25 protein-coding genes are annotated in these 26,927 nt (G+C 30.3%); 21 read left to right on the top strand and 4 right to left on the bottom strand.

Annotated elements, in window-relative coordinates:
- The first annotated feature begins 951 nt into the window (after positions 1–951).
- The 11 genes from nuoE to M2214_RS14920 all read left to right on the top strand — a co-directional run bounded on the left by nuoE (position 952) and on the right by M2214_RS14920 (position 13,700).
- Positions 952–1,428 carry an NADH-quinone oxidoreductase subunit NuoE gene (gene nuoE, locus M2214_RS14970; protein WP_248480570.1) on the top strand — a complete coding sequence of 159 codons (477 nt, stop codon included), beginning with the start codon at positions 952–954 and terminating at the stop codon, positions 1,426–1,428.
- A gap of 45 nt (positions 1,429–1,473) precedes the next feature.
- The gene (gene nuoF / locus M2214_RS14965; RefSeq protein ID WP_248480568.1) at positions 1,474–3,267 is read left to right on the top strand and encodes an NADH-quinone oxidoreductase subunit NuoF; all 1,794 of its coding nucleotides are present in this window, start codon (positions 1,474–1,476) and stop codon (positions 3,265–3,267) included.
- Between the two features lie 23 nt (positions 3,268–3,290).
- Positions 3,291–5,093 (top strand): NADH-dependent [FeFe] hydrogenase, group A6, encoded by a 1,803-nt coding sequence (locus M2214_RS14960; protein ID WP_248480566.1) that lies wholly within the window; start codon positions 3,291–3,293, stop codon positions 5,091–5,093.
- A gap of 288 nt (positions 5,094–5,381) precedes the next feature.
- Positions 5,382–5,627, top strand: a complete 246-nt coding sequence (locus tag M2214_RS14955; protein WP_248480564.1) for a TM1266 family iron-only hydrogenase system putative regulator — start codon at positions 5,382–5,384, stop codon at positions 5,625–5,627.
- A gap of 16 nt (positions 5,628–5,643) precedes the next feature.
- Positions 5,644–7,017 carry a [FeFe] hydrogenase H-cluster radical SAM maturase HydG gene (gene hydG, locus M2214_RS14950; protein ID WP_248480555.1) on the top strand — a complete coding sequence of 458 codons (1,374 nt, stop codon included), beginning with the start codon at positions 5,644–5,646 and terminating at the stop codon, positions 7,015–7,017.
- A gap of 381 nt (positions 7,018–7,398) precedes the next feature.
- Positions 7,399–8,730 carry a [FeFe] hydrogenase H-cluster radical SAM maturase HydE gene (gene hydE / locus M2214_RS14945; protein ID WP_248480548.1) on the top strand — a complete coding sequence of 444 codons (1,332 nt, stop codon included), beginning with the start codon at positions 7,399–7,401 and terminating at the stop codon, positions 8,728–8,730.
- The gene (gene hydF, locus M2214_RS14940; protein WP_248480546.1) at positions 8,708–9,940 is read left to right on the top strand and encodes a [FeFe] hydrogenase H-cluster maturation GTPase HydF; all 1,233 of its coding nucleotides are present in this window, start codon (positions 8,708–8,710) and stop codon (positions 9,938–9,940) included. Before hydE ends, hydF begins: the two co-directional genes overlap by 23 nt.
- A 268-nt stretch (positions 9,941–10,208) precedes the next feature.
- Complete coding sequence (locus M2214_RS14935) at positions 10,209–11,390, top strand: MalY/PatB family protein (RefSeq protein ID WP_248480544.1); 1,182 nt, start codon at positions 10,209–10,211, stop codon at positions 11,388–11,390.
- A 47-nt stretch (positions 11,391–11,437) separates the two neighbouring features.
- A complete protein-coding gene (locus tag M2214_RS14930; protein ID WP_248480542.1) occupies positions 11,438–12,256 on the top strand; it encodes a transporter substrate-binding domain-containing protein in 819 nt (272 codons plus the stop codon).
- A 29-nt stretch (positions 12,257–12,285) separates the two neighbouring features.
- Positions 12,286–12,954, top strand: coding sequence for an amino acid ABC transporter permease (locus tag M2214_RS14925; protein ID WP_248480535.1), 669 nt, complete (start codon positions 12,286–12,288; stop codon positions 12,952–12,954).
- 11 nt (positions 12,955–12,965) lie between these two features.
- Complete coding sequence (locus tag M2214_RS14920; protein WP_248480533.1) at positions 12,966–13,700, top strand: amino acid ABC transporter ATP-binding protein; 735 nt, start codon at positions 12,966–12,968, stop codon at positions 13,698–13,700.
- A gap of 51 nt (positions 13,701–13,751) precedes the next feature.
- Here the strand turns inward: M2214_RS14920 and M2214_RS14915 are convergent, their stop codons facing one another.
- Entirely contained in the window at positions 13,752–14,123 is a 372-nt protein-coding gene (locus tag M2214_RS14915) for a four-helix bundle copper-binding protein (RefSeq protein WP_248480516.1), read from the bottom strand.
- Between the two features lie 266 nt (positions 14,124–14,389).
- Between M2214_RS14915 and M2214_RS14910 the strand changes: the two genes are divergently transcribed.
- The 5 genes from M2214_RS14910 to M2214_RS14890 all read left to right on the top strand — a co-directional run bounded on the left by M2214_RS14910 (position 14,390) and on the right by M2214_RS14890 (position 20,263).
- A complete protein-coding gene (locus tag M2214_RS14910; protein ID WP_248480514.1) occupies positions 14,390–14,530 on the top strand; it encodes a hypothetical protein in 141 nt (46 codons plus the stop codon).
- Positions 14,531–15,117: 587 nt separating this feature from the next.
- Complete coding sequence (locus M2214_RS14905) at positions 15,118–15,354, top strand: hypothetical protein (RefSeq protein ID WP_248480512.1); 237 nt, start codon at positions 15,118–15,120, stop codon at positions 15,352–15,354.
- Entirely contained in the window at positions 15,323–15,961 is a 639-nt protein-coding gene (locus M2214_RS14900; protein WP_248480510.1) for a response regulator transcription factor, read from the top strand. Before M2214_RS14905 ends, M2214_RS14900 begins: the two co-directional genes overlap by 32 nt.
- Before the next feature lie 125 nt (positions 15,962–16,086).
- Positions 16,087–17,838, top strand: coding sequence for an aerolysin family beta-barrel pore-forming toxin (locus tag M2214_RS14895; RefSeq protein ID WP_248480509.1), 1,752 nt, complete (start codon positions 16,087–16,089; stop codon positions 17,836–17,838).
- 1,030 nt (positions 17,839–18,868) lie between these two features.
- Positions 18,869–20,263 (top strand): PAS domain-containing sensor histidine kinase, encoded by a 1,395-nt coding sequence (locus M2214_RS14890; protein WP_248480507.1) that lies wholly within the window; start codon positions 18,869–18,871, stop codon positions 20,261–20,263.
- Between the two features lie 132 nt (positions 20,264–20,395).
- Here M2214_RS14890 and M2214_RS14885 read toward each other — a convergent pair whose 3' ends face one another.
- On the bottom strand, positions 20,396–22,399 hold the full coding sequence (locus M2214_RS14885; protein ID WP_248480505.1) for a methyl-accepting chemotaxis protein: 2,004 nt from the start codon (positions 22,397–22,399) through the stop codon (positions 20,396–20,398).
- Between the two features lie 243 nt (positions 22,400–22,642).
- Positions 22,643–22,903 carry a hypothetical protein gene (locus M2214_RS14880; protein WP_248480503.1) on the bottom strand — a complete coding sequence of 87 codons (261 nt, stop codon included), beginning with the start codon at positions 22,901–22,903 and terminating at the stop codon, positions 22,643–22,645.
- A 167-nt stretch (positions 22,904–23,070) separates the two neighbouring features.
- On the opposite strand from M2214_RS14880, the gene M2214_RS14875 reads away from it, so the two are divergent.
- Together M2214_RS14875 and M2214_RS14870 are read left to right on the top strand one after the other, a co-directional pair.
- Positions 23,071–23,265 carry an H-type small acid-soluble spore protein gene (locus M2214_RS14875; RefSeq protein ID WP_248480501.1) on the top strand — a complete coding sequence of 65 codons (195 nt, stop codon included), beginning with the start codon at positions 23,071–23,073 and terminating at the stop codon, positions 23,263–23,265.
- A 116-nt stretch (positions 23,266–23,381) separates the two neighbouring features.
- Positions 23,382–23,708: a YnfA family protein gene (locus tag M2214_RS14870; protein WP_248480499.1), complete on the top strand. Its 327-nt coding sequence runs from the start codon at positions 23,382–23,384 to the stop codon at positions 23,706–23,708.
- A gap of 175 nt (positions 23,709–23,883) precedes the next feature.
- Here M2214_RS14870 and M2214_RS14865 read toward each other — a convergent pair whose 3' ends face one another.
- Positions 23,884–24,432: an NADH peroxidase gene (locus M2214_RS14865; protein ID WP_248480497.1), complete on the bottom strand. Its 549-nt coding sequence runs from the start codon at positions 24,430–24,432 to the stop codon at positions 23,884–23,886.
- A gap of 245 nt (positions 24,433–24,677) precedes the next feature.
- On the opposite strand from M2214_RS14865, the gene M2214_RS14860 reads away from it, so the two are divergent.
- The 3 genes from M2214_RS14860 (at position 24,678) to M2214_RS14850 (ending at position 26,829) form a co-directional block, all read left to right on the top strand.
- Positions 24,678–25,139 (top strand): MarR family winged helix-turn-helix transcriptional regulator, encoded by a 462-nt coding sequence (locus M2214_RS14860; RefSeq protein WP_248480489.1) that lies wholly within the window; start codon positions 24,678–24,680, stop codon positions 25,137–25,139.
- Positions 25,130–25,552, top strand: coding sequence for a HutP family protein (locus M2214_RS14855; RefSeq protein ID WP_248480481.1), 423 nt, complete (start codon positions 25,130–25,132; stop codon positions 25,550–25,552). The genes M2214_RS14860 and M2214_RS14855 overlap by 10 nt, the downstream gene beginning before the upstream one ends.
- Before the next feature lie 77 nt (positions 25,553–25,629).
- The gene (locus tag M2214_RS14850) at positions 25,630–26,829 is read left to right on the top strand and encodes a cation:proton antiporter (RefSeq protein ID WP_248480480.1); all 1,200 of its coding nucleotides are present in this window, start codon (positions 25,630–25,632) and stop codon (positions 26,827–26,829) included.
- Positions 26,830–26,927 lie beyond the last annotated feature (98 nt).

Raw genomic sequence — 26,927 nt, 5'->3', positions numbered from 1 at the left:
TTTTATATACTAAGGCATTATAAAACATAAACTATTTTTAAGCAGCGAAGTTCATTATGACCAGTTGGCATATGAGCTATGGGATAAAATGATGTAAATTTTTTTGTATATATGAAAGTATATTGTATTCTTTTTCTTACAATGTTAAAACTTTACTTATATATTGTTAAGTATAGTATTAATAACTTAATATTAATAACTATAAAAAAATATCAAAATTAAAAAGAATAAAAACCTACAAGTTAGAATAATTCAATCAAAAAATAACTATATAAGGAATGAAATGTATTTTATTATATTAAAATCAAAAAAAAATTTATTAAAAAAATAATTTATTTCAAAAAAAGTCTGAAAAATATGTTAATTTAATAATTAGTATAATTATAATTGTGTTATTAAATTATCAAGATGCTCACTAAAAAAATATTTACAAAAAGTGAAAATATATGTAAAATAAGAATTAATATTCAAAAGGGAAAGAAAATTCTGAAAAAAGTATTTATACGCAGGCGGTGAGAGGGTGGCGTTAAAAAAATAACGAAAACCACATAAATACTCATGAAAAATACATAAATAAAGTTTAATAAAATAAAAAAATGAATTTTTATACACATGAATGAATAAAAAATAGTGTGCGAAAATTTAGATTTTATGTCTTAAAAATTGATCACGATTACTAGATAATGATATTCAATATCGCATTAATGTATTAAAATACAGCTTTATCAATAAATATACATATACTAAAATAAGGAAAACGATATCAAGAGACAAATTATTAAGAACTATTTAAATTATTGAAAATAAAAGATTTGCAGAAAAATTTAAATCTATGCTATAATATTTTTAACAAAACGAAACGACAATAAATTAACAAACTTTCGAATTAAATTTGTTTTTTTTGTTATAACTTAAATAAATTAATATTTTAAAATTATGGGGAGGTACATGATGGCAAGAAATGTCTTCACTAAAGAGAACTTTGAAAAATTAGACCATGTTATACAAAAATATAAGGGTAAACCTGGACCATTAATGCCTGTGCTTACAGAAGCTCAAAAGATATTTGGATGCGTTGCAATTGAGGTTCAAAAGAAAATATCAGAAGAACTTAATATTCCACTTGCTGAAATTTACGGAGTTGCAACTTTCTACTCTCAATTCTCGCTTCAACCAAAAGGAGAATATGTAATAGGAGTATGTCTTGGAACAGCATGTTACGTTAAGGGAGCTCAAGATATAATAAATAAAATATCAAAAGAGATTGATGTAGAAGTAGGAAAGACAAGCGAGGATGGAAAATTCACATTAGTAGCTACAAGATGTATAGGAGCTTGTGGACTTGCACCTGTATTGACTGTTAATGAAGATGTCTATGGAAAACTAACAGTTGATGATGTTGAAGGAATACTTAGCAAATATAAATAAGACAATTTATTAGTATAGAAGAAATTATTCAAGGAGGGACTATTAATGGCTTATAAAAACCAGGTATTAGTTTGTGGGGGTACTGGTTGTACTTCATCTAGTTCTCTTAAAATATTAGAGAAAATGGAAAATTTACTTGAACAAAGAGGAATAAAAGAAGACGTTAAAATGATAAAAACAGGATGTTTCGGACTTTGTGCGGCAGGACCTATAGTTATTGTTTATCCAGAAGGAGCTTTTTATGCACATGTTAAGCTTGAAGATGTAGAAAAGATAGTTGATGAACATATAATAGGCAAAAAAATAGTAAAAGATCTTTTATATAAAGAAGCGGTTACTGAAGAGGGAGAAGTTAAATCTTTTGAAGAAGTACCTTTTTATAAAAAGCAAATGAGAATAGCTCTTGAGCATTGTGGAGTTATAGGAGCAGAAGACATAGATGATTATTTAGAGAAAAAAGGATACGGAGCTCTTAAAAAAGCGTTAACTGAAATGACTCCTGAGCAAGTTATAGATGAAGTTAAAAAATCAGGACTTCGTGGACGTGGAGGCGGAGGATTCCCAACAGGTCTTAAATGGGAGTTTACGTATAAGACAGATAGTGATCAAAAGTATGTTGCATGTAATGCAGATGAAGGAGATCCAGGAGCATTTATGGATAGATCTATACTTGAGGGAGATCCACATGCTGTAATAGAGGCTATGGCTATAGCTGGATATGCGGTTGGGGCAAACCAAGGATATGTATATGTAAGAGCTGAGTATCCAGTTGCAATCGAAAGACTTCAAATAGCAATAGATAAGGCTAGAGAAGCAGGATATATTGGTAAAAACATATTCGGAACTGATTTTGACTATGATATGGAAATAAGACTTGGAGCTGGAGCTTTTGTTTGTGGAGAAGAAACAGCACTTATAAATTCTATAGAGGGTAGAAGAGGTATGCCAAGACCAAGACCTCCATTCCCAGCAGTTAAAGGTTTATGGAATAAGCCAACGCTACTTAACAACGTTGAAACTTACGCTAATATACCAAAGATAATATTAAAGGGAGCAGATTGGTTCTCATCAATTGGAACAGAAAAATCTAAGGGAACAAAGGTATTTGCTCTTGGAGGTAAGGTAGAAAATACTGGTCTTGTAGAAATACCTATGGGAACTACTTTAAGAGAGATAATATTTGAAATAGGTGGAGGAATTCCTAATGGTAAGAAGTTTAAGGCAGTTCAAACTGGAGGACCATCTGGTGGATGCTTAACAGAGGAATATTTAGATACTCCAATAGATTATGATTCATTAACAGCCCTTGGATCTATGATGGGATCTGGTGGAATGATTATACTTGATGAAGATAACTGTATGGTTGATATAGCTAAATTCTTCTTGGAGTTTACAGTTGAAGAATCTTGTGGAAAATGTCCACCTTGTAGAATAGGAACAAAGAGAATGCTTGAAATATTAGAGAAAATAACAGAGGGTAAAGGTGAAAGAAGTGATATAGAAAAGCTTGAAAAGCTTGCTGAAAATATTAAGACTTCTGCACTTTGTGGACTTGGTCAAACAGCTCCCAACCCAGTACTTTCAACTATAAAGAGATTTAGACATGAATATGAAGCTCATGTAAATGAAAAGAGATGTCCATCAGGAGTATGTCAAGCACTACTTGAGTACAAGGTTACTGAGGATAAATGTAAGGGATGTACATTATGTGCTAAGGCATGTCCAGTTAATGCTATAAAAGGTAAGGTTAAGGAAGCACATATAATAGATACAGATGCTTGTATAAAGTGTGGAGCATGTGTTGCTAAATGTCCATTTGGAGCGATATCTAAACAATAATCATGAAAAGAGAGGTGTTTATAGTGCAAAAAGTTACTTTAACTATAGATAATGTAAAAATAGAAGTTCCTAAAGAGTATACTATACTTGAAGCTGCTAGAGAGATAGGAATAGATATACCGACTCTTTGCTACTTAAAGGATATAAATGAAATCGGAGCATGTAGAATGTGTTTAGTTGAAATAGAAGGAGCTAGAAATCTTCAAGCTTCATGTGTTCATCCGGTAGCTGAGGGAATGGTAATAAAGACTAATACAAGAAAAATAAGAGAAGCTAGAAAGGCTAATCTAGAATTAATACTTTCAGATCACAACAGAGATTGTTTAGCTTGTTTTAGAAATGGAAATTGTGAATTACAAAAGCTTTCAGAAGATCTAAATGTTAAAAATGTTGAGTTCGAAGGAGAAAGAGAAGAAAAAGCTATAGATGAATTATCAAGCTCAATAGTAAGAGATCCTAATAAATGTATACTTTGCGGAAGATGTGTTGCTGTATGTTCAAAGGTTCAAAATATAGGAGCATTAGCATTCACTAACAGAGGTATAGAGACTGAAGTTGCACCTGCATTTGATACAAGTATGGCAGATGCACCATGTGTGTACTGTGGACAATGTATAAATGTATGTCCAGTTGCAGCACTTAGAGAAAAATCTGATATAGAAAAAGTATGGGATGCTATAGAAGATAATACTAAGCATGTATTAGTTCAAACTGCACCAGCAGTAAGAGCAGCTCTAGGAGAAGAATTCGGTCTTCCAATAGGAACTAGAGTTACTGGAAAGATGGTATCAGCTCTTAAGAGACTTGGATTTAACAAGGTATTTGATACTAACTTCGCAGCAGACCTTACTATAATGGAAGAAGGACATGAGCTTCTAAATAGAATTCAAAATGGTGGAACACTTCCAATGATAACTTCATGTTCACCAGGTTGGATAAGATACTGTGAATTCTATTACCCAGAGCTTTTAGATAATTTATCAAGCTGTAAGTCACCTCATCAAATGATGGGAGCTATACTTAAGTCTTACTACGCTAAGATAAATAACATAGACCCTAAGGATATATATGTAGTGTCTATAATGCCATGTACATCTAAAAAGACTGAATCTGCAAGAAAAGAAATGGAAGTTGATGGATTAAGAGATGTAGATGCAGTTTTAACAACTAGAGAACTTGGAAAGATGATAAAAGAAGCTAGAATAGAGTTTAATAAATTAGAAGACGGAGTATTTGATGAGTTCTTCGGAGATTACACAGGAGCAGGAGTTATATTCGGAGCTACAGGTGGAGTTATGGAAGCTGCTATTAGAACAGTAGCTGATGTACTTTCTGGTGAGGACTTAGAAGAAATAGAATATAATGTTGTTAGAGGAATAGAAAACTTAAAAGAAGCTGAAGTTAAAATAGGAGATATGGCTGTTAAGGTAGCTGTAGTTCATGGAACAGGAGCTGCATCACAACTTCTTGATTTAATTAAAGAAGGAAAAGCTGATTATCATTTCATAGAGGTTATGGGATGTTCAGGAGGATGCGTAACTGGTGGAGGACAACCACAAGTTTCTGCTAAGGTAAGAGAAGAAGTAGATTTAAGAGTAGAAAGAGCTAAGGCTTTATATGAAGAAGATGCACTTATGGCTGTTAGAAAATCTCATAAGAATGAGTCTATTCAAAAGCTATACTCTGATTTCTTAGGAAAGCCAAATGGACATATGGCTCATGAGTTACTTCATACTCATTATTCTAAGAAAGAAATATACCCAATTAAAGAAGAAGCTTGCGCTGGAGATTGTAAATTAAAAGAATGTGCATGTGAGTCTTGCTAAAAGCATAATATATAAAGAGGTCAATTAAATATTGGCCTCTTTAATAAAATATCTAATAGTATTATGAAAATAGTTACAAAATGATTTGTAATTATTTTGACAATATTATTAACATAATAATCTAAATCTAATTGATGGATTTATTCATCAAGAGGAGAGTATAAAAAATTCTAATTACGAGGAGTTATATCTGAGTAAAAGGTGAGAGGGTGATATTAAAATTATGAGCTTTCCTTATCTTTTAAGGAGGGCTTTTTTATATTCTTAGACTGAAAGAGAGGTATTTACATGAATAAAAGAATTGGAGTAATTGGTATTTTAGTTGAGAATAGGGATAGCATTGAAAGTGTAAATAAGTTACTTAGTAAACATGCTGAGATTGTAGTTGGAAGAATGGGAATACCTTATAAAGAAAAGAATTTGAGTGTTATATCTATAATAGTAGATGGTACTAATGATGAAATAGGGGCTTTAACGGGAAGGCTTGGAAGGCTTGAAGGAGTTAGTGTAAAAAGTGCTTTAACACAAAAATAATGGGGAGGTTTTCGATATGAATACTTTAAATATAATTAATGAGGAAAAAATAAATAATATTCTTGAGGATGCAAAGTGCGTATCTAAACAAGATGTTTTAAATATAATAGAAAAATCAAAGGATTGTTTTGGACTTACATCAACAGAAGCTGCTGCTTTACTTCAGGTTAATGATGAAGAAGTTTTAAATAAGATGTTTGAGGCTGCTAAATACATAAAAGAAAAAATATATGGAAATAGAATAGTAATGTTTGCACCTCTTTATACTAGTAATGAGTGTACTAACAACTGCCTATACTGTGGATTTAGAGTACATAACAAGGAATTACATAGAAGAACTCTTTGTCCAAGTGAGGTTGTAGAAGAAGCAAGTGCAATAGAAAAGCAAGGTCACAAAAGAATACTTATGGTATGTGGTGAAGATAAAAGAGTTACTCATATAGATCATATAGTTGAATCTGTTCAAGCTGTATATGACAATGTAGATATAAGAAGAATAAATGTAAATTGTGCGCCTCTTGAAGTTGAAGAATTCAAAAAGCTTAAAGATGTTGGAATAGGAACTTATCAAATATTCCAAGAGACTTATCATAGACCTACTTATAAGAAGATGCATGTAAGTGGATCAAAGTCAGATTACGATTATAGATTGACTGCTATTGAAAGAGCTTTTGAAGCAGGTATTGATGATGTAGGCATAGGTGTATTACTTGGACTTTATGATTATAAATTTGATGTTCTATCAACTCTTATACATTCTGAATATCTAGATAATAAGTATAATGTAGGACCTCATACAATATCTGTTCCAAGACTTAGACCAGCAATTGGTTCAGCTCTTGAAGAAACACCATATCCAGTAAGTGATAGTGATTTTAAGAAGATAGTTGCTGTATATAGATTAGCTGTTCCGTATACTGGAATAATAATGTCTACAAGAGAAAGTGCAGGCTTAAGAGATGAACTACTTGAACTAGGAGTATCTCAAATGTCAGCAGGTTCTAAGACAAATCCTGGTGGGTACGAGGAAGACGATAGAGAAGCTAAGCAGTTTGAAGGAAATGATGAGAGAGGTCTAGATGAAATTCTAAGGGTTGTATGTAAGCAAGGTCACCTGCCAAGTTTCTGTACTGCGTGCTATAGAAACAATAGAACAGGAGAGGCATTTATGGAACTTGCAAAGGATGCTCATATACATGAATTTTGCCAACCTAATGCAATACTTACATTTAAAGAAAATTTAGTTAATGTAGCATCTGATGATACTAAAAAAATGGGTGAAGAATTACTTAAGGCTGAGATAGAGAAAATAGATGATGAGAAGGTTAAGACTGAGACATTGAAGAGACTTGAGAGAATAGAGGCAGGAGAGAAGGATCTTTATTTCTAAGATACTTATGTAAAGAATACTATGTGGTTGAATGAAAAATGAAGCTTATTAAAATACCGCTCATAATTAAATATTTATAATAAAACTAAGTACTACACCTTATTGAATATACTAAAAGTTCTAAACTCCCTTACGGTCAGACAACGAACTTTCTTAACGTATATTCAAACGATGTAATACAAGTTTTATTTATAAATATTTAAAAATTCGCTAACATTTTAATAAGCTTCATTTTTAGAATATGTACTATGTATAAAGTATTGTTATATAAGAAAATCTTAAAAATAAAGAGATAGGAAATAAAGACATAAAAGCAAAACATCTAATAGTAAAGAATAAATTGATGAATATTATTAAGACAAATATCGGTGGAGGAATTGTATGGATAAAGATAAGAAATACTTTCTTATAATGGCTGGGTCTACTAATCATATGTTAAGGGGAGATAAGTTGTTAAAGGATAAGGGGATTAAGACTTCTTTGGTTCCTGCTCCTGCTGAGTATGGTTCGGTTTGTGCTATAGCTATAAAGGTTGAGGACAAGGATAGGGGCATAAGTGAAAAGTATTTAAGAGAAAATGATATAACTATAAGAGGTATATATGAGGAAAAGCCAGAAAGACTTACAGGTCTTATAGATAGACTTAAAAACAGTATAATAAGAGATGAGTTTTTAGATGTTCTTAAAAAGATAGAGGATGGCAAAGAGCTTACTCATTCTGATATAGTTCTTCTTCTTAAAACAGATAGAAAGGCTGAGAAGGAAGCTCTTTTTAAGGCTGCTGATGAGATGAGAAAGAAGATTGTTGGAGATGTTGTAGATATAAGAGGGGCTATTGAGTTTTCTAATTACTGCAAAAAAGACTGTAAGTATTGTGGAGTAAGAAGAAATCTTAATGATCTTCAAAGATATAGAATGACTGAGGATGAGATAATGGAGGTTGTTCATTCTCTTAATGATATAGGAATAAAGACTGTAATACTTCAATCTGGAGAAGATGCTTGGTGGACTAGGGATAGAATAGCTAATTTAATAACTAGGGTGAAAAAGGAAACTGGAATGAAGATAACTTTAAGCTTAGGTGAGCGACCAAGAGAAGATTATGAATACTTCAAAGAGCTTGGAGCTAATAACTATCTTCTTAAAATAGAGACTACAAATGAAGAAATATTTAATTATATCCATCCAGATGATGATATAAATCATAGAAAAGAATGTTCTAGTTGGTTAAAAGAACTTGGATATTTAAATGGTTCAGGATGTATAATAGGTCTTCCAGGTCAAAGAGAAGAAGATATTGCAAATGATATACTTTACTTTAAGGACATGGGTATTAATATGATAGGAATAGGACCTTTTATACCTGCAAAAGGAACTCCTCTTGAAAATTATCCAACTGGAGATGTAGATATGACTTTAAAAGCGGTTGCTGTTACAAGGCTTGTATGTAAGAGAGTATTCTTGCCAGCTACTACTGCACTTGCATCGATAGATTCAGACCTTCAAGCAGAGGCTCTAAAGGCTGGAGCTAATACTATAATGCTTATAAATACTCCAGCTAAGTACAGATATAATTATCAAATATATTCAGATAAAAATATGGTTGATTTAAAATCTGCATATGATGCAGTAACGGGAGCAAGTAGAGAGTTTCCATCTTATTTAAAAATAGACATGGAGGTGTATAAGAATGCAGCAAACACCGAGAAGTAATAGACTACACATATCTATATTTGGAAGAAGAAATGCAGGGAAGTCAAGCCTTATAAATGCACTTACTAATCAAGATATAGCTTTGGTTTCAAATGTTGCGGGAACTACTACAGACCCTGTTTATAAAGCTATGGAAATACTTCCAATAGGACCTGTTGTTTTAATAGATACAGCAGGTATTGATGATGAGGGAGATTTAGGTGAGCTTAGGGTAAAAAAGACGCTTCAGGTATTAAATAAAACTGAGCTTGCAGTGCTAGTTATAAGTGCAGTGGATGGAGTAACTGATTTTGATAAAGAGACTTTAGATAGAATAAATGATAAAAAGATACCAGTAGTTGGGGTTATAAATAAGTCTGATAAAAAGAATTTATCAGATGAAGAAATAAGAAATATAGAAGGTGAGCTTGGGATTGAGTTTACAAATGTAAGTTCAAAGACTAGGGAAGGAATAGATGAGCTTAAAAATTTAATTATAAAGCATTCTCCAAATACTGATGTTGAAAAGAAGATAGTAGGAGATTTAATAGAGCCAAATGATTATGTGGTTTTAGTTACGCCTATAGATAAGGCAGCTCCAAAAGGAAGATTAATACTTCCTCAACAGCAAACTACAAGAGATATAATAGACCATGGCTCAATAGCAATAATAACAAGAGAAACAGAGCTTGAAGCAACTCTTAAAGGTCTTAACAAAAAGCCGAAGATAGTTATAACAGACTCACAGGCTTTCGAAAAGGTAGATAAGTTGACCCCAAAGGATATACCTATGACGTCATTTTCAATACTATACGCAAGATACAAGGCAGATTTAGAAGAACTTGTTCTTGGAGTTAAGCAAATAGAAAAATTAAAAGAAAATGATAATGTTTTAATATGTGAGGGATGTACTCACCATAGACAAGAAGGAGATATAGGAAGAGATAAAATTCCTAAATGGATAGAGGGTATGTGTGGTAAGAATCTAAACTTTGAATGGACTTCTGGTGTTAACTATCCAGAGCCAGATGAAATGAAAAAGTACAGCTTAATAGTTCACTGTGGTGGATGTATGCTAAATCCTAAGGAGATGGAGTTTAGGGTTATGCAGGCTAGAGAAAACAAGACTCCTATTGTCAATTATGGAATATTAATAGGTCATATAACTGGAGTTTTAGAAAGAGCACTTGATCCATTCCCAGTTGCAAAAGCACTTTATATTGGAGAGTAAATAAAAATATTTGGTAGATACCTAGATTTTGTATAAACAAGATCTAGGTTTTTTTTATTGTCTTCCCAAGAAAAATATTAAAAGGAAGTTCTAATATGAAAATATGAAGTATATTAGCATAAAACTGTTCTATAATACAGGTGTGTAAAATAAAGGAATTCTATTGGATTATTTTAGAATCGTAAGTTATAATTGAATTTGCATCATTGGCAAAAATAGTAAATATATATATCGAAAATATTCTTAAGGATGAAAGAAAGGGTTATTTATGAAATATAATTTTGATGAAGTAATTAATCGTTTAAATACAAATTGTTTAAAATGGGATGGATTAGAAGAACGGTTTGGGATTTTGGATAAAGATTTACTACCTTTATGGGTAGCAGATATGGATTTTAAATCACCACAGTGTGTAATGGATGCAATTATTAATAGGGGGATTCACGGTATTTTTGGATATGCTGGAGGATATGATACTTATTATGACGCAGTGATTTATTGGATGAAGTATCGTCACAATTGGGATATAAAAAAAGAATGGATTGTATTTACACCAGGGGTTGTTCCAGCATTAAATATTATATTAAAAGCATTAACAAATCATGGAGATAAAGTAATCATTCAATCTCCTATATACCCACCATTTTTTAAATCAGTTAAAAATAATGGATGTGATGTAGTTGATAATCCTTTGAAGTTTGATGGAACAAAATATGTAATGGATTTTGATGATTTAGAGAAAAAAATTGATGGTAAGGTAAAACTTATGTTTTTATGTAGTCCTCATAATCCAGTAGGAAGAGTGTGGAGTAAAGAAGAATTAAAAAGGCTTGGAGAGATTTGTATAAAAAACAATATAATACTTGTGTCTGATGAAATTCATGCTGATTTAGTATTAAAAGGTCATAAGCATACGCCTTTTGCTTCAATAAGTGAGGAATTTGCTCAAAATACAATTGTTTGTACAGCGCCGAGTAAGACTTTTAATATTGCAGGTCTTCAGACTTCAAATATTATTATCACAAATGAAATAATAAGAAACAAGTTCTTAAAAGAAAGAGAAAGCTGTGGTATTTCAAAGCCAAATACATTTGGAATAGAAGCATTAGAAGCAGCTTATAGACATGGAGAAGAATGGTTAGATCATCTTTTGGTATATTTAGAACAAAATTTAAGTTATTTGACAAAATACATAGAAGAGAATATTCCTAATGTAAATGTGATTCAACCTGAAGCAACATATTTAGTATGGCTAGATTTAAGAAAATTAGGATTGAATAAAAATGATTTAGAAAATATTATTTTTAACAAAGGAAAGTTAATATTAAATCAAGGATATACATATGGGAAAGAAGGAGAAGGTTTTGTAAGAATAAATATTGCTTGTCCACAATCTATATTGAAAGAAGGACTAAGTAGGTTGAAAAAATCTATAGACAATCATCTATAAGAAAAAAGCATAGATGAAGAATACATTATAAAAAGAGGAGGATTTATATGTTTAAAAAGATGAAAGCAGCAATATTGTTAGTAGTAGTATTAATGACTACTATGTTATTTGCAGGATGTAATACAACAGAAGATGTAAAAGCTGATGAAAGCACATCACAAGAGACTGAAAAAGTAATAAGAGTGGGAACTGGTGGTACATATAGTCCATGGTGTTTTAAGGAAAATGATAAGCTCCAAGGATTTGAAGTAGATGTTTGGAATGAAATAGGAAAAAGAGCAGGATATAAGGTTGAATTTACAGTATCAAAGTTTAGTGGATTGGTTGGATTGTTAGATGCTGGTAAAATTGATACAGTGGCACATCAAATGTCTATTACAAAAGAGAGACAAGAAAAATATAATTTTACTGAACCATATGCTTATAGTAAATATGATTTTATAGTAAAAAAAGATAGTACTTATGAAAAAATAGAAGATCTTAAAGGTAAAAAAGTTGGAGCTTGGTTAGGTGGAAATGGAGAAAAAACATTAAGAGCATTAAATGAAGAATATAAACTTGATTTAGATATGTCATTTTATGATGGGACACCTTTAGAAAAGGAAGTGGAAATGGGAAGACTAGATGCATGCTGGCAAGGAGCAATCAAATCTCAAACAGTTATTAAACAAGGAAATCTAGATGTAAAATTAATGGGAGCAAATACAGAAATAGGATCAGAAATCAATGCATATCCATTTACAAAAAGTGAAGAGGGTAAAGAAATGTCAGGAAATATTAGCAAAGTCATTAAAGAAATGCATGAAGATGGGACACTAAGTGAACTATCTAAAAAGTGGTTTGATTTAGATACAACAAAAAAATAATAATTTAGCAAGTGATTGGTGGTAGAAATATGGAAGTTTTCAGTTTTGATTTTGCATTGGGTCTACTTCCGTTAATGTTAAAGTATTTGCATGTGACCCTCTTAATGTCTGTGTTATCTTTAGTGTTTGGATTGATGATTGCAATTATAGTTTCATTAATTATTCAAACTAAAATAAAAATTTTATATCCTATTACAAGGGTATATGTTTCATTTTTTAGAGGCACACCTCTTATAGCGCAACTGTTTTTCTTATATTTTGGATTGGTTCAGATATTCCCAAGTTTAAAAGGAATGGATGCTTTTACAACTGCAGTGATAGGACTAAGTTTGAACGCTTCAGCATATATGTCTGAAACAATTAGAGGTGCAATATCATCTGTAGATAAAGGACAAATGGAAGGGGCTTTATCTATAGGAATGACTTATCTTCAGGCGATGAGAAGGGTTATTTTACCACAAGCTGCAAGGGTGGCTATACCAGCTTTGTCTAATAATTTTATTGATATTATAAAAGGTTCTTCTCTTGCCTTTACATTAGGGGTAACAGAAATAATGGCTACAGCTCAAATGGAAGGAGCTGCAGCCTATAGATTTTTTGAAGCTTTTACAGATGTAATCATTATATATTGGGTGGTTATATCATTGTTTGGATACTTACAAAAGAAATTAGAAATTAAGATGACCAAAGCGTATTAGGATGTGTTCATATGATAAAAATTAAAAATTTATATAAAAGATTTAACAAATTAGAAGTCCTAAAAGAAATTAATTTAGAAATTAAAAAAGGTGAAGTGGTTGCAGTAATTGGTCCTTCAGGTACGGGAAAATCTACTTTACTTAGATGTATAAATTATTTAGAAGTTCCTGATAAAGGAGAAATTGAAATAGAAGATTTAAGGATAAATACAAAAAATGTAACTAAAGAACAAATACATAAATTGAGAAAAGTTACATCTATGGTATTCCAAAACTATAATCTTTTTAAAAATAAAACAGCAGTGCAAAATATTCTTGAGCCATTGATTGTAGTAAAAAAGATGGATTATAAAAAAGCAGAAAAGATTGCATTGGATATATTAGAGAAAATAGGACTAATAGATAAAAAAGATAGCTACCCTTCAAAATTATCAGGAGGACAGCAGCAAAGAGTTGGAATTGGTAGAGCTATGGTTGTAAGCCCTAAAATTATGTTGTTTGATGAACCAACATCTGCATTAGATCCTGAACTTGTAGGAGAAGTTTTAGATGTAATAAGAGGATTGGCAAAAAATCATACTACTATGATTATTGTTACTCATGAAATGAGATTTGCAAAAGAAGTAGCAGATAGAGTTTTATTTATGGATGGTGGAAGTATTGTTGAAGAAGGTTCGCCGGATGATATTTTTAATAATCCCAAAAATGAAAGAACAATAAAATTTTTAAAACAAGTGAAGTCTTAAAGTTATAGCTAGAAAAGCGATCAAAATTTTGATCGCTTTTCTAGTTATGAACTAGTATCCCATGGCAAAAGCTTGACACTCTCTTGCGCAGTTTAGACATATTTTTGAACATCTTTGAGATTCTCTATCAGGATACTTAGCGCATTCCATTCCACAGCGGTAACATATATTTGCACATAATCTAGCTGCATCTCTTGCAAATGGACTCTGTCGTGCAATATACTTTGCAGTTAGTCCACAAATATCTGCACAATCACGAAGGAGTATAAGTTGTAATTTTCTTTTAGGGTATTTCTTCTTTATGAAAGTAGTCATATGTTCGCAAGTAGCTTCACATTCTTGAAGAGTTTCTAATAAATCCCCATGATATGGGCGGTTATAATCTATATTTTCATAATAACTATCTGGATAATCAGATCTCATATTGTTTATGCCCCTCTCTTAAGATAGAATTTGAATAAGTAAGTTTTTAAAACCTACTCAATTAAATTATATGAATATGTATATAGAAAAGTGCCATGGTAAAATAAAAAGAACATTAGAGATGCACTAGAATAGATAGTCGGAATATATTTAATTAATTGAAAAGATTCTAAGAAAGGAACTCCTTATTTATTAGAAGTGGAGATAAAATAGACTTCTCATCCTGTGAAGGATTAAATCTTCTTGCAAAAGATCTTAAGAATTATATGAAATCAGTTAGTCTAGAAGAAGAAAAAATAACATCTTATACTATGGTATTAAACCCTAATTCTGGTGAATGGATAAAAGGAATAAACATTGTTATTACAGAAATAGGACTAGTTTCTTTTAACGGTAAAGTTCCATGAGCAGACGACATCTTTGATGGAATAGGAAATAAAGCTAATAGACGTAGATATATAGTTAACAGGTTAGCTTTTGTAAGAGTATATTTCAGTATATTGAATATTATGGAAGTAGGTAAAGTATTTAGGACTTATTGAAAGTAAAAGAAGATGATGAATTAATATATTTTAAACTAAATAAAAAATAGAAAACAATAAATTATTAACAAAATCTTATTCTTGATGTTAGCATAGTTTCATTGAAACAATTTCGATAAATAGATATTAAATTATATTTCCCTGAATACACTAAACAAATTGACATCTCGAGTCAAATTTTGTATAATTCTGTTAATAGATTCTATAAAAAACAGATTTTAGAAGATACAGTACATTTCCTAAAGTTAAATTAAATATATAATTCTTCATAAAATGAAAAGCAATTAAAGATAATAATCTATACTTATAAAAGCTTTGACTGCATCACAAAAGATAGAATTTCTTTTTTGTGGTGGAGTTTTTTTATTTTAATTGTTAGTTACTGTGTAGTAATATTTTCTACATATGTAAAAGGCGGTTTTATTCATCTAGATCAATCTATCTTAATTTTATTGAGTAAGCTATCAATGTTCTTATTTATATTTTTAAATTCATATATAGCCAAATATCATATACCCCAATCTAATAATATAAAATCTATGTTACTAATAATCGAAGAAAAAATTGAAAGCCATGGCAGATATATAGAAATAAATTCAATTGAAGGAAAAGGATGTACACTCGAAATACAAATCCTATTTGAAAGGAGCTTGAAAAATGAAGAGCATCAAGATATTAATTGTAGATGATATGCCTCTTATAAGAGAGACCCTCCGAGCAATTTTAGATCTGGAAGAGGATATGCAGGTAATCGGTGTTTGTGAAAATGGCCTTAATGGGTATGAAAGGACAAGAGTGCTATTGCCAGATGTAGTTCTTATGGATGTAAAAATGCCTGTATCCAACGGAGTAGAAGGTCTAAAATTGATAAAAAAAGATTTTCCAAAAACAGTTGTTCTTATGCTTACCAGCTTTGATTATGATGAATACATTATTGAAGCCTTAGCTAATGGTGCCAATGGATATCTTTTAAAAGATGTGAATATAGACAATTTAATACAAGCAATTCGAAGTGTAGTCAATGGAAAACTCTTAATAGAATCAGATATAGCTTTTAAGCTTGCCGAATATATACTTAAATCTAAAATAGATGACAATCAAGCACAATTTCTTTCTTTATCAGAAAGAGAAAAAGAAATTTCAGATTTATTAATCCAAGGATATAGCAATAAAGAAATTTCTAATCAGCTTAATCTTTCCTCTGGAACAATTAAAAATTATGTTAGCTCTATATATGCAAAACTTGGAACAAATAATCGAGAAGATGCAATTAAAATATTAAATGATATATTTTAATTAAACAGGACTTTTATACGGGTTTATTTTTGTTTTTTAGGACTTATCATATGACTCTCCTTATTTATATAATGAAATTACAAACTATTCTAAATAATACAAAATTAAAAAGGAGGAGATAAAAAATGGGTTTAAAAAATACACTTAAAAAAGTTACTAGCTGTTCATTAATTATGATGCAGCTTATGAGTTTCATGCCTTCTCAAGCTGTTTTTGCTGCAACAGATGATATTCCAAGTCAAAGTCCTGCAATATTTTCTATGCAAGATGAAGAATCATTAAAAGCTAAAATTATTCAAGATCCTGCTTTTATTAAAGATTTAGCGAATCTTGCTCATCAAATGGGATTAGGTTGGTGTGGAGGCACAGCATCTCAATATGTTGGTGATGATTTTGAATTTGAAAAAATTGGTCCAAATCATTATATATTAAAGGCTCGTTATAACGAAAATGATCCATATGCTAGTGGTTATAGAGCTGGTGAAAGATTAGAAATTGATATTACTAACGTAAAATTTTATATTGATACTGATTCATTAAAGCTTGGAAAACCTAAAGTTACTGAGTTAAAAGCAGCTAATTCAACATCAAAAATAATAAGAAACGGTGGCGACTGTGAGAATACCTTTGTTGTTGACTATTCTGCTACAGAAGAAACAAGTTTTACAAAAACAGATGGTGGCCAGTGGGCTGTAACTGCAGGGGTAAAGCAGACATTTACGGTTAAATCTTCAGAGGTAACAGGTGGAGTAGATAGTGCTACAGAGCTCTCTGTTTCAGCTACAGGTGGTGAGTCTTGGTCAGAAGCAAAAGGTACTTCAACAAGGGTAACACAGTCTTCACAAGAAAGAATTAATGTACTTCCTAATAAAAAAGCTAAGGTGACTACACTTGCTTTCCAGCAAAAATCAGATATACCATATACCGTTAATATGTATTTAGACTATGACGTTCAATTCAAAGGGTTCATGAGATGGAAGGATAATTCAAGATTTGGTCACGACGAAAGCAGACCTACTTATGATGATATTAAATTTGGAGGTAAGCCAAGTTATTTAGGTGGTACTTTAGGTGGTCCTGAGGATATTTTAGACCAATATCTTCATAGAGACATAAATGGTTATTCAAAATGGGACTGGGATTGGATATTAGATAAGTACAAAGATACTACTGGTTACTGGAGTACTAAGTCAGTTTTAAGTCGTATTACGAAAAAGAAATATGCTACAACCGTTTCAGGTAAATTTACTAATATTGGGGGTATGCACTTTGATACATTAGTAGAAGATCTAGGAGAGTTAACAGATGAGGATAAAGGTCTTCCAGAGATAAGTGATGCACCAGCAAGTCGTGAGAGAAGATCTACTGATGATGACACACCTGAGTCTAATATAGAATTTAATAGTATGAGTGTTACTCCATTAACAGATTCATCACAGCTAAAAATCATACCACAAACTGAAATATCTGCGAGTGCATCAAGTGAAGAAACAGAACAAGCATCAAATGCTGCAAGTTGTGCTATAGATGGTAATGACGATACAATCTGGCATACAAAATGGGATGATGATAATACAAATCCTCATTCTATTACATTAGATCTTGGTGATAACTATGATGTTAGTCAATTAAATTACCTTCCAAGACAAGATTCAGAAGCTTATGGTGGAAAAAATGGAAGAATTATAAAGTATAAAATATTTGCAAGTACAGACGGTGTAGGTTTTACAAAAGTAGCTGAGGGAACTTGGTCAGATGATTATTCTGAAAAGATAGCACATATCTCTTCTTTAAATGCTCGTTATATTACTCTTGAAGCAGTTGAATCAATTGGTGGATTTGCTTCTGCAGCAGAAATTAATGTTTATAGTAAATAGATTTGAATAGTGCGTTATCAAAAAAATTCCTTGTATTTTATTGCAAGGAATTCTTTTATAACGAATAAAAATTTATAGACTTTTTACATTGTACATTCAGCTTGGAAATAGTAAAGCGTTTAGTGACTTTAACAAAGAAAATAAATATAGAATTTAGTACTAAGAATTAATATAATATGCACTAAATTCTATATCTTAATAATAAATTAATTTTGTTTTCTATTGATAGAAAAAACAATCAGATGTGTATATTGTAGAAAAGTGTGTGGGGTAAATTAACCATAAATGTTAATAAACAGGATGTATATCCACAGAAGATGATACACAGGGTAGCATTAATCAAATGATATCATTGAAATCTATGGGTTCTGAGTTTTCTAAAAATATCAACAATAAAAAAGATATGTGGATAAAATAGGATGTTTAAACGAAAAGAAAGGATTTAAAACCATCCTTAGTGTGGATAACAAACTTTTAGATATAGGTACAAATCAAAAGAGATATATTTAAGGATAAAGGGAATATAACAGCTTGGTAAAAAGAAAAAATATGAACTATAGTATGCTGTCTGTAGTTTTTTTTGTACATGAGCATACAATTAATAGTTTTATGTTTACTTATGCAAGATCATTCTATTTTGGCTTAATGCATGCTATAGGAAACTTTACTTTTACATATTTATTGGGGAAAGTTTTATAAATATATTATTTAGATTTAAAGATAGGATAAGTTATAGTGAAATTCCTGTTGAAGAAATAGAATAAAAGCAACACGTGCACAAGCTGCAGTAATGCTCCATAGATTGTATAATTTAATAATGAATTAGTTGAATTAAAAAATCCCACATTATTAGAAATAATGTGGAATTTTTCTATTATTTGGGATGATTTATGCTAAAATAATGAGAGGTATATTTTAGTAAATATATTTTTACTTAAGAATTTAGTTACTAATGACTATAATTAGTAGTTAATGATATAGAGTATAATATGTTTTTCCAATATTATAGATTCTTTAGGAGGGCTTTTTAATGAAATTACAAAAGATAGGCCAAGCAGATATTGTATCTAGCTTGATTAATTGTTTGACTATATTATTAGGTTTAATTTTTTATTATTATAAAATTAAGCTAAATTATACTATTGTTATAGGTGGAGTTATTTTATTATTAATTTTAAATATAATAGCAATAATAACAAATTTAAAATCAAAAGATTATATAAACAAAATGGAGGACAAGCTTGATTTGCTTGAAGAAATTATTGAGTCATCACCTAATGCAGTTTTTGTACATAGGAAATTAGAGTTCAAATATTTAAATAAAAAAGCGGCAGCAATTTTTGGATTTCAAAATCCAGAAGAGGTGGTTGGAAAACCTGTAGAAGATTTTGTTAAATTCAATATAGATGCAATAGGACAAGAAAGGTATGATGCTGTTACAGAAGGAAGATATTTCGAACCTATCATAGAAGAAATGTTTTTTAGAGAAAATGGAGAAGTTATTGAAATGGAGATCTATGGAAGTTCTATAAAGGTAAACGGTAATAACTATGCATTAGTCTTATGTAAAAATGTCACTGAAAAAAAGAAAATATTAGAGCTAGAAGAAAAAGTATATCAAGAAGAAAAAAAATTAAGAGAAAAAATAGAACATGATAGAATTAAGGATGAATTCTTCGCTAATTTATCTCATGAATTAAGAACGCCATTAACGATAATTTTAGGTGCAATACAACTTCTTGAAAATACATCTGAATCAATTGTACCTAGACAAAATAAAAGCTTTAAAACATTAAAACAAAATGGTTATAGATTATTAAGATTAATAAATAATTTATTAGATATTACTAAAATAGATGCAGGGTATTTTGATATAAACATGGATAAATATAACATAGTGTCTGTAGTTGAAGATATTACATTATCAGTTGTAGACTATGTAGAAAATAAAGGATTATACATAGAATTTGATACAGAAATTGAGGAAAAAATAGTTAGTTGCCACATAGAGAGCATGGACAGAATTATACTTAATTTAATATCAAATGCTGTAAAATTCACGCCAGAAGGTGGAAGTATATTTGTTAATATTTTTGATGAAGTTGATAATGTGAAGATTGTAATAAAGGATACAGGTATAGGGATAAAAGAAGAGAATATTGATTTGATTTTTGATAGATTTAGACAGGCAGATAAATCATTTACAAGAAATCATGAGGGTAGTGGAATAGGATTATCTATAGTTAAATCTCTAGTAGAGATGCAAGGGGGAACAATATCCTTAAGTAGTCAATACGGTAAGGGAAGCGAATTTATTATAAAACTACCAGTGGAGGATGTATCTATAAATCATAATTTAAATACAACAATGGAAAAAGAAACTTATATAAAACAAAAAATTAATATCGAATTTTCTGATATATAAAACTTCAAGATAAAACCTTGATAATATTTAATAGTCTCAATTAATCCAATAATATTTGTGTGGTAAAATATTTAATGAATGATAGATAAACCGCGAACTCATTTATATTTAAATGAGTTCGCGGTTTATTTTTTAAATTTTAAAATTTCCAACTAATGAGTTTAGATATTCTGCCATTTGGGCTAGTTCATTTGATGTAGCTGCAATTTCTTCTACAGATGCTGACTGCTGCTGAGCTGATACACTTACCTCTTCAATACTTGATTCAAATTCATTTGTGATACTTGCAATTTCTTCAACAGATTGAGCTGCTTGCTCTCCGTTGTATCTGATTTCTTCTATTCCAGAGCTCACTTCTTTTATTTTTTCTGTAGTTTCTTTTATTGTTTTTAGTATTTTTTCAAATGTATATCCTGTTTGGTTTATTATTTTTTTACCTAAGTCAACTTCTACACTAGTATTTTCTATAGAAGAAACAACTACAGATATTCCATTTTGTAAATCAGCTATAAGAGTATATATTTCTTTAGAAGAATTTTGTGATTGTGCTGCTAGCTTTCTGATTTCTTCTGCTAATACTGCAAATCCTCTTCCTTGTTCACCAGCTCTAGCTGATTCTATAGCTGCATTTAATGCAAGTAAATTCGTTTGTTCTGAAATATTTGATATAACTTCTAGTATTTGCCCTATTTTTTTTGATTTCTCATTTAATTCTTGTATTACCTCATTTGCACTACATGTTGTTGTATTTATTTTGTCCATTTGGTTAGTTGCTGTATCCATAACTTCTTTACCTAAATTAGCCTGAATAGAGACATCATTTGATAATTGAGCCATTTTATATGAATTTTCATTTACCAGATTAATATGATCCATAAGATTTACAATTAGTTTATTTGTTTTTGTTGTATGATCACTTTGATTGCCCACACCTATAGCTAACTGCTTCATAGTTTGCGCTACTTGTTCTGACATTTGAGCATTTTCTTCAGAAACCATGGCTAATTGTTGACTAGATGAAGATACATTATCGGCACTATTATATAAATTGCCAATTAAATTTCTTAAGCTTTCCTGCATAGTTTTTAAAGAAGCTGTAAAATCACCAATTTCATCTTTAGAATATACTTTTATTTCTTGTGTTAAATCTCCAGATGCAATTATTTGTGTTTTATCAACCATTTTCTTTATTGGTTTAGTTATTAATTTTGATATGTAAATTGCAGATAAAACTGCAAAAACATTAATAAGAATAATACTTATAATAGTTTTTCTTATCTTATTTTGTGCTTCCTGATCTATTTCTGTCATAATATTTTTATGAACTGCATCTACAAGTGGCTCAAGGCTATGAATAGTCTTTCTATAAGCTCCTATTAGCCCTTGTGTCTCTTTAAATCCTATTTCCTTATCAATAGATACTACTTTATCAAAGCTATTTTTATATTCTTCAATTAATGTATTTATATCTAATTTAGTTTCTTGATTATATTTTGTACTGTTTAATAAAGTTTTAAATTGGTAAACAGTTTCATCCAATTTAGCAGGATACTGCACATCTTTTCTTAGAAGATAGTCTTTTTCATTTCTTCTAGCTTGTAAAAGTAAAATTTTCAAGTCTTTGTTTCGTGGTAAAATTTCTACACTATTTTCTATAGTGTTTGCTGCCTTTCTTAACTCTCCAATTAAACCATAGTCCTTAAAGCCTTTTGTTTTTGTTTTTTCAACTACTTTTAGAAATTTATCATGATATTCTTGTGATAAAACTATCATTTGATTTAATTTTTTTATGTCATCTTCATTACTAAGAATCATTTTATTTTTCTTAATTAAGTTAATTGTATCTATAAGTTTGTTAAAATTAGATTCAAATTTATCGATATGTTCACTTTTGCCTGTTTTAAAAAATTCTAGATTTGTAGAGTCTCTAATAAAAAAATCTTTTTCATTTTTTCTCAGTTCTAATGTAATATTATAAATATCATCGACATTTCTCATCAAAGGGATTTTTTGATTACTAATTTCATATATTGACATGTATACTGTAACTCCAAACAATATAAAAAGTAAAATTAACCCCAAAAATCCTCCAAGTAGTTTTTTTCTAATTTTCCAATCTCGAAACTTTAATATCATATCAACCCACCTTTGGCTAAAAATTTTCGCTCTCTTAATTTCCAAAATTTACCCATAGTTTATATTTTAACATGATTCGTCAAAAAAATATACAATATTATGAATTTTGAGAATTATTTTGATTTTAAAATATAATTCTAATAAAGTAAAAAATACCTCACAAAACTTTGAACTCAAATTTTTTTCAAAGTTTTGCGAGGCATAATTATTTTTTTAGATTATTATAATTAATATTTTTTAGCTTTATTTACTTTCATCTTCTTCTGTCATATTATGACTTGCACTTGCATTATAATCCATTTCGTAAATCTTCTTTAATTCTTCAATTTTTCCCAAGGTTTTCTCACTAAATGGAGCTTTTCCTTCAAAAGAGTGAAGTACAATTCCTTCAAGTAAATCTCCTAAAGATATATCTAAATACTCTGCTAATCCTTTTAAAACTTTTACCATTCTTTTTTCCATACGAACTCCAGTTTGAACACGCTCAATTTTCATTTTACTCATTATATACCTCCTTATATTATAAAATTACCACGGTAACAATGTAACATACAATCTTGTATTTGTAAATATTTTACTAACAAAGATTCAATAATTATTTAAAAGTAAAGAATATGTTATTACTTTAATACAAATAATATAGTTGATTAGATTATAAAGGAGGTATTATTATGAATAACCAACGTGCTAAAGAAATTGCTTCTTCTCCAATCATGGCTAATGTAACTTATAATGGATCACAGATTTACATCGAATCAGTAAATGAAAATAATGATTCTGCTAGTATTCATTTCCTGAACCAACGAGAAAAAAGTCAAGAAGTACCTTTGAGTAGTTTAACAGAACACGAATATTGGAAAAAATAATTATAGTGAATATAAATATACTAAGCCTCCTTTAATAGGAGGCTATTAGTTTGGAGTTATATAAGATATAATTAATATTGATAATTATTTCTATTTACATAAGAGGGGGAATTTGTGTGCTAAATTCTATAATACTATTCATATTAGCAGGGATTGCAGAAATTGGTGGGGGATACTTGGTTTGGATTTGGCTAAGAGAAGGTAAGCCTTATGTTTATGGTATTGTTGGAGCTATTGTTTTAGTTATATACGGGGTAATACCAACCTTTCAAAAATTCCCAAGTTTCGGAAGAGTATATGCAGCTTACGGTGGAATATTTGTTTTTTTATCAATATTATGGGGATGGGGAATAGATAAAAAGACTCCAGATGTATTTGATTTTATAGGTGGAGTCGTATGCTTAGTGGGAGTAAGTATAATTCTTTGGGCTCCAAGACACTAAAATTCGTCTAGTTGCTACGCACTGACTCATGCCGCCAACTAGTCTTAACAGACTCCGTTGCTTAAAAATAGTTGCAAGTGCAGCTATTTAATCAGAATTATTGATAGGTTAATGATTATATAGTTTACTTAGAGACAAAAAAAGAGTGCGTATGCACTCTTTTTAGATTGATATATTATTTACCAAAGTATCTCTTTAATAAACCATTGAAAGCTGAACCGTGTCTAGCTTCATCTTTACACATTTCATGAACTGTATCATGGATTGCATCTAAGTTTAATTTCTTAGCCTTAGTAGCTAATTCTTTTTTACCCATACAAGCACCGTGCTCAGCATCTACTCTCATTTGTAAGTTCTTTTCAGTACTATCAGTCACAACTTCTCCTAATAACTCTGCAAATTTAGCAGCATGTTCAGCTTCTTCCCAAGCTATTCTCTTGTAAGCTTCAGCTACTTCTGGGAATCCTTCTCTATCAGCTTGACGGCTCATAGCAAGGTACATACCTACTTCTGTACATTCTCCTAAGAAGTTTTGACGAAGACCTTCTATTATTTCTGGATCTACATCTTTAGCTATTCCAACAAAATGCTCATCAGCCCAAGATAACTTTGTTTCGTCATGTTCTATGAATTGATCTTTAGGAGCTTTACATTGTGGACATACATCTGGTGCATTTTCCCCCTCGTGAGTATAACCGCATACTTTACATATAAATTTTTTCATAATTAAATACCTCCCCAATTAAATTAAATGTTTTCTAATTCATATATACCTAAGAAAAAAAATCCTAAACATGAAATTTAAAACATTTTACAAAAAAATTATATTATATATACAAAATTACTTCAATACTTGAGCCGAAATGAAGTATATATAGGAAAGTACTTTACAAAAGAGAAAAAATATCTTAAAATATTAGTTAGCATTAACTAACTAATTTTAAAAATGTAATTTTTTAGGAGGAATTGATGAAGCTACAAGTAAATTTGTTGGAAATGGAAGAATATATTCATAAGGTATATAAAAAGTATATAGAAAAAATTATGAGTAAACAGGAATTTTCAAGATTTAGTATAAATCATATGTATTATTTGGAATATATATATACACTTAATAATCCAACTTTTAGCCAATTAGCTCAGGCTTTAAATGTTACTAAGCCCTCTGTTACAGCTATGATAAAAAGGTTAACAGATCAAGGCTATGTAAAAAAGATGAACTCAGAACATGATAAAAGGGAATTTCATATATACTTAACGGATAGAGGAAAAGAAATTTTAAATGCAGAGCTTGAGGTTTACAAGCACTTCACTGAGAAAATAGCTAAGCATCTATCTGAAGATGAAATAGAATTATTCTCAAAATTAGTATCAAAAATTATATCAGGCATAAAAAAGGAAAACACTATGGAGGTTATAGAATGCAATTAGACAGTACTCATATAGCAAAGGCGTCTATTAAGATAGCTATAACAAGCTCAAGAGAAGATGAGCAGAGGGCAATAAGAGAATTAGAAAAAGAAGGCATAAAGGCAGCAGCAGTTGATATAGGAGGAAATTTAATACAGTCTATACCTAAGATTATAGAAAGAGCGCTTGTAGCATCGAGAAGAAGTGGAGTTATAAAAGAATGTCATGTACATGATGGAGCAGTAGCGGGAGCTGCTAGAGAAGCAATAATGCAGGTAGCTGCAAAGGCCAATGGAATGAATGTAGGAGGAAAAATAGGCATTACAAGGAACAAGGAGCATTTGAGCGTTTGTATATTTATGAGCATAGGACTTTTACATTTGAATGAGGTTGTAATTGGTTTATCACATAGATCAATACCAGATATATATTAGTTTAAAATAATGCCAAGGGATATCACATTCCTTGGTATAAAATTTGCAAAAATAGATATAGAAGGAGATTGTTAAAAATGAGTGATTTTATCAGTTTAGCATTGGCACTTATATTTGGAGTTTTACTTGGTAAGGCTATGAATAAAATGAATATGCCTGCAGTTGGAGGGTATATAATAGCAGGTCTTATAATTGGTGTATCAGGTCTTAATATTGTCAATGAACAGGTAATAGAGGAATTATCTTTTATAAGTGATGTCGCACTTGGAATAATAGCTTTTAATATTGGTAGTGAATTTAAGATAGAAGAGATGAAAAAATTAGGTAAGAATATATTTATAATAGCATTTTGTGAGGCCATGGGAGCATTTGTTCTTGTTACAGGAATAATGTTAGCACTTGGTCAAGATATACCAACTGCACTTATATTAGGATCAATATCATCAGCTACTGCACCAGCAGCTACTGTTATGGTTCTTAAAGAATATAATGCTAGGGGCCCTTTAACTAGTACATTGCTTGGAGTTGTTGCGGTTGATGATGCAATATCTCTTATGATATATGCAATTGCAGCATCTATTGCAAAAGTGTTTTTAAAGCATGAAGCTTTAACTGTATCAAAGGTAATTATACATCCTTTAACAGAAATAGTTTTATCTATAGGTGTAGGGGGATTAATTGGAATATTATTATGTTATTTACTTAAAAATGCTAAGAACGAATCTGAAGTTTTAACTTTTGTTATTGCAAGTATTGTTTTAACTGTAGGAGTAGCTCTTCAATTTGACTTATCTCCACTTCTTTGTGCTATGGCAAGTGGAATAATGGTAACAAATGTATCAAGTAAGGCAAATAGAGCATTTAACATACTTGAAAAATGGTCACCTCCAGTAACAGCAGCATTCTTTACATTAGCAGGTTCTAGACTTGATGTTTCCTTAATTCCTAAGATAGGTCTTTTAGGAGTTATGTATTTACTATTTAGAATAGTTGGAAAAGTAGGAGGAGCATCTGTTGGAGCAACAATTTCAAAGGCTCCAACTGTGGTTAAAAAATATATAGGCCTTGGACTTTTATCACAAGTAGGAGTTGCTATAGGTCTTGCAATAACTGTAGGTAGAGAGTTCCCTGGAACTTCACTTGGAGAAATTGTAATTACTATACTTATGGCTACAACTATAATTACAGAGATAATAGGACCTGTTGCAACTAAGATAGCAATTAAAAAAGCAGATGAAAGTTCCGTTTTAAGAGAAGTTAAAAAAAGTACAATCTAAACAAAAAAATAATCATAAAATTAGATTGACATTGTATACTAAATTTAATATAATAAACTTTAAAATTAGAAGAAAATGTAGACTAGGAAGTTCGTAGA

It is taken from the genome of Tepidibacter aestuarii, assembly GCF_934924865.1.
In the GTDB taxonomy this organism is placed as follows: Bacteria; Bacillota; Clostridia; order Peptostreptococcales; family Peptostreptococcaceae; genus Tepidibacter_A; species Tepidibacter_A aestuarii.
Note: the sequence above shows the minus strand (reverse complement) of the source record. Positions and strands in the feature narration are given on the sequence as shown.